This window comes from Trichococcus alkaliphilus, from assembly GCF_003008695.1.
Lineage (GTDB): Bacteria > Bacillota > Bacilli > Lactobacillales > Aerococcaceae > Trichococcus > Trichococcus alkaliphilus.
Genome location: NZ_PXZT01000009.1, coordinates 121,514 through 129,009 on the forward strand (window position 1 = coordinate 121,514; position 7,496 = coordinate 129,009).

The 7,496-nt window shown below is 51.9% G+C and carries 6 protein-coding genes and 1 pseudogene; all 7 read left to right on the forward strand.

Annotation, left to right across the window (positions count from 1 at the left end; genetic code table 11):
• The first annotated feature begins 78 nt into the window (after positions 1 to 78).
• The 7 genes and pseudogenes from C7R73_RS08915 (at position 79) to C7R73_RS08945 (ending at position 7,359) form a co-directional block, all read left to right on the forward strand.
• A complete protein-coding gene (locus C7R73_RS08915; RefSeq protein WP_106450169.1) occupies positions 79 to 1,137 on the forward strand; it encodes a Gfo/Idh/MocA family protein in 1,059 nt (352 codons plus the stop codon).
• Entirely contained in the window at positions 1,121 to 2,224 is a 1,104-nt protein-coding gene (locus C7R73_RS08920) for a uroporphyrinogen decarboxylase family protein (RefSeq protein WP_106450170.1), read from the forward strand. Before C7R73_RS08915 ends, C7R73_RS08920 begins: the two co-directional genes overlap by 17 nt.
• A 29-nt stretch (positions 2,225 to 2,253) precedes the next feature.
• Positions 2,254 to 3,126 (forward strand): transporter substrate-binding domain-containing protein, encoded by an 873-nt coding sequence (locus tag C7R73_RS08925; RefSeq protein WP_106450171.1) that lies wholly within the window; start codon positions 2,254 to 2,256, stop codon positions 3,124 to 3,126.
• Positions 3,127 to 3,235: 109 nt separating this feature from the next.
• Positions 3,236 to 3,946 carry an amino acid ABC transporter permease gene (locus C7R73_RS08930; RefSeq protein WP_239992607.1) on the forward strand — a complete coding sequence of 237 codons (711 nt, stop codon included), beginning with the start codon at positions 3,236 to 3,238 and terminating at the stop codon, positions 3,944 to 3,946.
• Between the two features lie 24 nt (positions 3,947 to 3,970).
• Positions 3,971 to 4,648: pseudogene (locus C7R73_RS08935) on the forward strand (amino acid ABC transporter permease); the annotation flags it as partial.
• Positions 4,649 to 4,736: 88 nt separating this feature from the next.
• A complete protein-coding gene (locus C7R73_RS08940; protein ID WP_106450174.1) occupies positions 4,737 to 5,477 on the forward strand; it encodes an amino acid ABC transporter ATP-binding protein in 741 nt (246 codons plus the stop codon).
• A gap of 214 nt (positions 5,478 to 5,691) precedes the next feature.
• Positions 5,692 to 7,359 (forward strand): peptide ABC transporter substrate-binding protein, encoded by a 1,668-nt coding sequence (locus tag C7R73_RS08945; RefSeq protein WP_106450175.1) that lies wholly within the window; start codon positions 5,692 to 5,694, stop codon positions 7,357 to 7,359.
• Positions 7,360 to 7,496 lie beyond the last annotated feature (137 nt).

Sequence of the window (7,496 nt, forward strand, 5' to 3'; positions counted from 1 at the left end):
GCAGCCGTGATAGAATCAAGCACATAACTAAAACAGCCGCCTTCCGAAGAACCGGAAGGCAAAGAAAGGAGGGGTCCCATGATCGGGATTGTCATTATCGGTTGCGGGGATGTTTCGAAACAGAGGCACGCCCCTCTAAGCCACAAAAACGAAAAAGTCGATCTGATTGGATTCTATAACCGAACGATTGCCAAAGCAGAAGCTTTCCAAAAGAAGTACGGCGGAAAAGTCTATCGGACTCTTGAAGAGATCTGGGAAGACGGAACAGTCGATGCCGTCATCGTCGCAACGAACGAACAGTCGCACAGCCCCATCACCATCGCTGCCTTGGAAGCCGGCAAGCATGTGCTTTGCGAAAAGCCGATGGCGGATTCGGTGGCTGAGGCAGAACGAATGCAGCAGGCAGCCGAAAAAACGGGCAAAAAGCTGATGATCATCCATAACCAACGGCTTTATCCCGCGCATCAGCTGCTGAAAAAATTACTGGCGAAAGGGACGCTCGGAAAGGTCCATGCTTACCGGACGACCTTGGCCAACCAAGGCCAGGAAAATGACGGTTGGGGTACGGCATTCCCTGATTTCTACGACCGCATCGGCCATACGAACGGGGCTTTGGCGCAAGTGGGCGTCCACCGCATCGACTTGCTGAACTACTTGTTCAGTGAAGATCCCGTCACCGCAGTATTGGCCCACACCATGACGCAAGGCAAGCAGTTGGAGGACGGAAGCCCGGTTCCTTATGAGGATTATGCGGTACTGCAGCTCCAACATCGTTCCGGCATCCAGGGGACCTTGCTGAGCCACTGGTTCGATTACTCGAACGAAAGGCAGACCGTCATCTACGGAGAAAAGGCCACTGCCATTACTTATGCGGACGGACATCCGGTTGCACTCTACCGGAAGAACGGGGAAAAGACCTACTTGGATGATCCATCGCAGGACGGCTTATATGCAGAACCATTGACACCGATCGTCGACAAATTTGTCGAAAGCATCGAACAGGATACCACCCCGTTTGTGACAGCAGAACAGGGGATAAACGCATTGCGCATTCTTGCCGCCGCTTACCGGTCACAGGAAACGCAGACTTGGACACCAATCGAACAGGAGGACGCACACTATGACAGAAAAATTTAATGGAAGAAAACGAATAGAAGCAGCTCTCGCAAAGCAACCTTTGGACAGACCGGCCATCTCCGGTTGGCGTCACATGCCATTGGTCGATCGGGACGTCGAGGCATTTGCCGCAGCGACAATCGCGTTCACCGATGAGAACGATTGGGATTTGATCAAGCTGATGTCGCAAGGGCAATTCTTCGCTGAAGCCTACGGAACGCCTATCGAATTCTCGAAGGATGCGAAGGAATGGGCAGGCAAAATCCTGGAGTATCCGATCCGGAGCGCGGAAGATTTGACGCGGTTGAAGCCGTTGCAAGCCGATAACCCTGTTCTCCAGCGCGAGGCCGCTTTTGCCAAGAAAATCGTGGATCATTATCCAGGTGAAAAAGTGGTCGTCGGCACCGTGTTCTCGCCTTTGTCATGGGTGAAGCAATTTGCGCCAGGTAACGATTCAATCGCGCATATCGTCGACGGACCGGAAGAAAGTCCGATTGCAGATTTCCTTGAGAACCACAGTGAGGAATTGAAGGCAGCACTCGATGTGCTGCATTCCTCAAATAAAGTATTTGTGGACGAATTGATTGCTGCCGGCGTGGACGGTTTCTTCATCGCCGAGCAGTACAGCCAACGCGGAGATATTTCCGAAGCGGATTATGCAGCTTTCGCCAAGCCTTATACGGATGACCTTTTGGCTTACATCAACGACCGCACCTGGTTCAACATCCTGCATGCACATGGGCATGTCGATCTGGCTGTGGAACGTTTCATTGATTACGATGTCCAGGCAATCAACTGGGAAGACGGAAGCGATCACGCTGAAGATCCGACCCGCTTGAGTTTCCGGAAACTGCGGGCATTGACGGACAAGCTGCTGATCGGCGGCATCTCGCCGAAAACCGATCTGACGTTTTCTGATAATGCGCAGGAAGTCGAGGACTTGCTGGTCGATCGCTTGGCGGATGTCCTAGCCGAAACGGGCGATACGGGTATCGTATTTGCACCGGGCTGCGCGATTTCATTGGAAGCCAACCCGGACTTTTATCAACGCATCAACGCTGCCGCCCAAAAAGTGAGCGGGACAACCATAAACGCAACGAACCATTAAAATAATTGATAACACAGGAGGAGTAGAATATGAAGAGAAGAAGATTATTGACGACAGTAAGTTTATTGGGAGCAGCATTTTTGGCCGGCTGCGGTCAGACGGACGCGGAAACAACGAGTGAGGCAACGAGCAGCTCTGCAGCTGAGGCAGTGGAAGTGACCACAGTGACTGTAGCGCACACGCAAAGTTCAGCACCGATGAATTATGTGGACGAGAACGGCGAGTCCACCGGCTATGAAGTCAGCGTTTTGAAGGCTATCGACGAGTTGTTGCCGCAGTATGAATTCGAATATGTGCCGACTTCCGACGAAGACCTACTGATCGGGATCGAATCCGGCAAGTACGATGTCGGAACAAAAGGCGCTTGGTATACAGAGGAACGCGCGCAAAAGTTCATCTTCCCTGAAAATTATATCGGTGCCAGCAGCATCGGCGTGCTGATCCGTTCGGAAGATGCCGAAGAAATCACGGACTTGGAGTCGTTTGCGGCTGCGGGCAAGAGCTTGGTTCCGATTTCTCCTAATAATGCACAGTACAACGTGATCGAGGACTTCAATGCGGAACATCCGGATACACCGATCGAACTGACTGCAGCAGATACATTTGAGATTGCTGATGCTTACACTTGGTTATTGGAAGGACGCTACGACGGCTTCTTCGCTGTCAAGACCGCTTATGAAGTGAACGTGTTGGCGGAAGGTGCGCCATACAGCCAATACAAGGATGACTTCTCCTACTTCGTCTATGAGGCACTGCCGACTTGGCCGTTGTTCAACAAAGAGCAGCAGGAGCTGGCTGATGCGTATGATGAAGCCTTCCTGCAATTGGAAGAGGACGGTACCATCGATGATTTGATGATCGAGTTCCTTGGCGAAAATACATTCCAATACGTGAAAGAATAAGCATAAAAGTGCCGACGTAGAAGGACCTGACCACAGCCTTGCAGGGCTGGGTTAGGACCGTCTCCTCAGGCATTGACGGGACATTCGACAGACAAAAGGAGGCTAAATGATGAATCGTCCATTTGACATCACTTATATTTGGAAGGCTGTGCCAGAAATTCTATCCGGTCTGGGCGTAACGCTGCAATTTTTGATCGGTACGATCGTGATCGGGGGGCTGTTGGGCTTTCTGGCGACTTGGGCAAGGATCAGCGGTCCAAAATGGCTGCGGGCAATCGTCCATGGCTACATCTGGATCATCCGCTGCACGCCTTCGATCGTCATGATGTTCTTGGTCTTCTACGGCTTGCCGGAGGTGCTGTTGGGCGTCTTCGACATCGACATCAACAGCTGGAATCGCCTCTACTTTGTCGTCATCGCCCTGTCGATCCTGTTCTCGGCGCCTTGTTCGGAAATCATGCGTTCGGCTTACTCGGCAGTCGCTAAAGTTCAGCGTGAGGCTGCCCTCAGTATCGGCCTCAGCGAAGCGCAAGCGTTCAGAAGGATTATTTTGCCCCAGGCTCTGGTGAGTGCGTTGCCGAACCTCGGCAATTCGTTCATCCTGCTGATGAAGGAGGGGGCTTTGGCCTATACCATCGGCATCGTCGACATCATGGGCAAAGGCCAGCTGATCATCGGGCGCAATCTCGGCGGTTATTCGATCGAGACCTACATCGCGTTGGCAGGCATCTATTGGCTGCTGACGCTGGCAATCGAGAAGGCATTCAAGTGGGCGGAAGACAAATTATCGGCAGGAAAACAACCGCTGCGTGCGGCATAGGAGAGAGGGGCGAGACGCATGACCATTGATTTACCTTATATACAGGAACTTCTGATCCTTGTGTTGAAGGGCATCCCGACAACGCTGCGCTTGACCTTTATCCCCTTGCTCATCGCACTGCCGTTTGCTTTCCTGATCGCGGTGGCGAGACAGCGGAACGTCAAGGTGCTGGCCCGGGTTTCCCAAGTTTATGTGTCATTCATCAGAGGGACGCCCTTGATCGTCCAGATTCTGGTGATGTACAGCCTGATCCCGAGTCTGCTGAACGTTCTCGTGAAAAGGTGGGGACTGGATTACGACGTTTTCGGCATCGATCCGATCTATTACGCTTATATCGTCTTTACTTTGAATACAATCGCGATCCTGTCGGAGGTTTTCCGTTCGGCCCTCGAAACGGTCGACAAACGCCAGCTTGAGGCGGCCCTTTCGATTGGGCTGCTGCCGGTCCAGGCATACAGTCGCATCGTGATTCCGCAAGCGTTGGTGGCGGCAACGCCGAACTTGTGCAACAGCACCGTCAATCTGCTGAAATCGACCTCGTTGGCTTTTCTGATGTCGGTGCAGGATATCACGGCCATCGCCAAGACGGAAGCGGCATTCGGCTACAACTATCTGGAGTCATACCTTGTGATTTTCATTGTGTACATCGTCCTCTGCTCGCTCGTGCAGGTGTTTTTCCAACTGGTGGAGCAGCGTTTGTCCCTCTACAAGCGCGGACGTAAAATTACGGCAAAATCAGAACAGGATAAGCAACCGGAGTATTTTGAAGACGTGAGAAAGGAGCGATACCATGCTGGCATTGAAGAATATTCATAAGAAATTCGGCGACTTGGAAGTACTGAAAGGCGTGGACATCGAAGTCGAAAAAGGCGATATCGTCGTGATCCTGGGCCCAAGCGGTTCGGGCAAGACGACCTTGCTGCGCTGCATCAACTTCCTGGAGCGCGCCGACGAAGGCTCATTGCATTTTGACGAAATCCAGACCGAATTTTCGAAAGCAAGCAAGAAGGACATCAACGCAGTAAGGAAAAAATCGGCATTCGTTTTCCAAAATTATGGCCTGTTCGACAACAAGACGGTGCTGGACAATGTCACCGAGGGCCTGATCATCGGAAGGAAAGTTCCGAAGAAGGAAGCCGTCGAAACTGCCATCCGCGCCTTGGAAAAAGTCGGCCTGAGCGATCGCTTGGCTTACTACCCTTCGCAATTGTCAGGAGGCCAACAGCAGCGGGTGGGCATCGCCCGCGCTTTGGCGGTGAATCCGGACGTCATCCTGTTCGACGAACCCACTTCGGCTTTGGATCCGGAACTTGTCGGCGAAGTGCTGCAGGTCATCCGCAAACTGGCGGAGGAAGGCACCACCATGGTCGTCGTCACGCATGAAATGACCTTCGCCAAGGAAGTGGCCAACCGGGTCATCTTCATGGATCAGGGCGTCATCGTGGAAGAAGGCACGCCGGAGGATATTTTCGGCAATCCGAAAGAAGCCCGCACCAGAGGGTTCCTGCAGCGGATTCTGGCCCGGGTGTGAACCCGAAACAATCCCCTGCATCGCTCGTCCTGCCGTTCACAACGGGGGACGGGCTTTTTGTTTTGCAGGATGTATCGGTTCTGCCTGTCACAGGTGTTCGGAAATCGGAATTATACGAAAGCAATCCGCGGTGGTAAGATACTCATACGCACTATAAACGGAATGACTTCCAATATAGGATGAATAAATATGAAAAAACGTCAGGAGGAACAGTATGTTGAAAGATAAATGGGTCATCACTACAACGCTAGCGATCAGTTTGGTGTTGGCGGGCTGTTCGACTGGTGATGCCGCAAATACAGAAAGCAGCGAAGGCACAGCTGCTTCATCAACACCCGCCGCAGCCGAGCAAGTCATTACGATCACGAATACGGGGGAGTTGGCTTCCTTGGACAACGCCGTTTCGGCCGATAACTCCAGCTTAGTGGTGCTCGAGAACGCAAATGAAGGTCTTTACCGCGTCGGTGACGATGGCGCGTTTGAACTGGGTATCGCCGCCGAAGAGCCTGTCGTCAGCGAAGACGGACTGGAGTATACCTTTAAAATCAGGGAAGATGCAAACTGGTCGAACGGTGATCCGGTGACCGCGGAAGATTTTGTCTATACCTACCAAAAAATTGTGGATCCGGCGACGGCTTCCCCAAACATCAATAAACTGTACCCATTGAAGAATGCGGAAGCGATCAACAATGGGGAGTTGGACAAAGCGGAACTGGGTGTCGAAGCGATCGACGAGAAGACCGTGAAATTCACTTTAGGAAATCCGACTGCTTATTTCAAGGATCTTTTGGGAACGTCTTCCTATCTGCCGCAGAACCACCAAGTGGCGAGCGAGTTAGGCAGTGCCTATGGAACGAACAGTGAAAATACTGTGTACAACGGACCTTTCGTCGTTGAAGGTTGGGAAGGCACGGATCTGAACTGGTCGATGGTTCCGAACGAAGCTTATTGGGATGCGGAAAACGTGCATTTAGATCAGATCAACTGGGAAGTCAGCAAGGAAATCGCCACGAACATCAACCTGTTCGAATCCGGATCAGTTCAGTTGACGCAGATCAGCAATCCTTACATCGAGCAGTATGCAGGGTCCGACGCTTTGGTGACGGAGCCGAAAGCTCTGTCCGGCTATGCCTGGTTCAACCAAGGCCGCACGAGCACAGCCAATGTTCATCTGCGGAAAGCTTTGTCCTATTCGTTCGACAAGGAAGCTTATGTGGATACCGTTTTGAATGATGGTTCCGTGCCTTCAAATGGTTTTGTTCCTTCCAACTATGCCTTCAATCCGGAAACGGATGAAGATTTCCGCGAGGAGAGCGGCGATTTGGCCGCCTACAATCTGGAAACGGCACAAGCCGAGTGGGAAACCGCAAAGGAAGAATTGGGTATCGAAACGCTGTCGCTCGAATTGCTGACTTCAGATACGGAAACATCCAAAACAACTGCCGAATTCCTGCAATCGCAATGGCAAGAGAACCTGCCGGGCTTGACGATCACGATCCGCAATGTGCCGCTGAAGAGCCGGATGGAATCGACCACGAACGGTGACTATGACATCGCCTACGGAACGTATACGCCGAGTTATGCCGATCCAATCGCTTTTCTGGAGATGTATGAATCCACAAGCGGCCTGAACAGTTCCCGCTTTGCGGATGAAGGCTACGATGCTTTGCTGGACGACACCAGAAGCACGTATGCCAACGATCCGGAAAGCCGTTGGGAAACTCTGTTGGCGGCAGAAGAAACACTGATAGCCGAGAACGCCGTAAATGCGCCAATCTATCAAGGCGCCAACGCCAACCTAATCGATCCGTCCTTGAAGGATGTGCAGATCCAACCTGTAGGTGCAGCGATGTACTTCCGCACGGCTTACGTGGAAGAGTAAATTGATAACAGACTGAAAACAAGCACTTGAGAAAATATCCGCTTAACGGACTTGCCTTCATAAGGCGGCCGTTAGTCGGATATTTCGGTTCTATAATAAATGGTGTTGATGAAGTAAATTTCATCAACGCCTTTTTT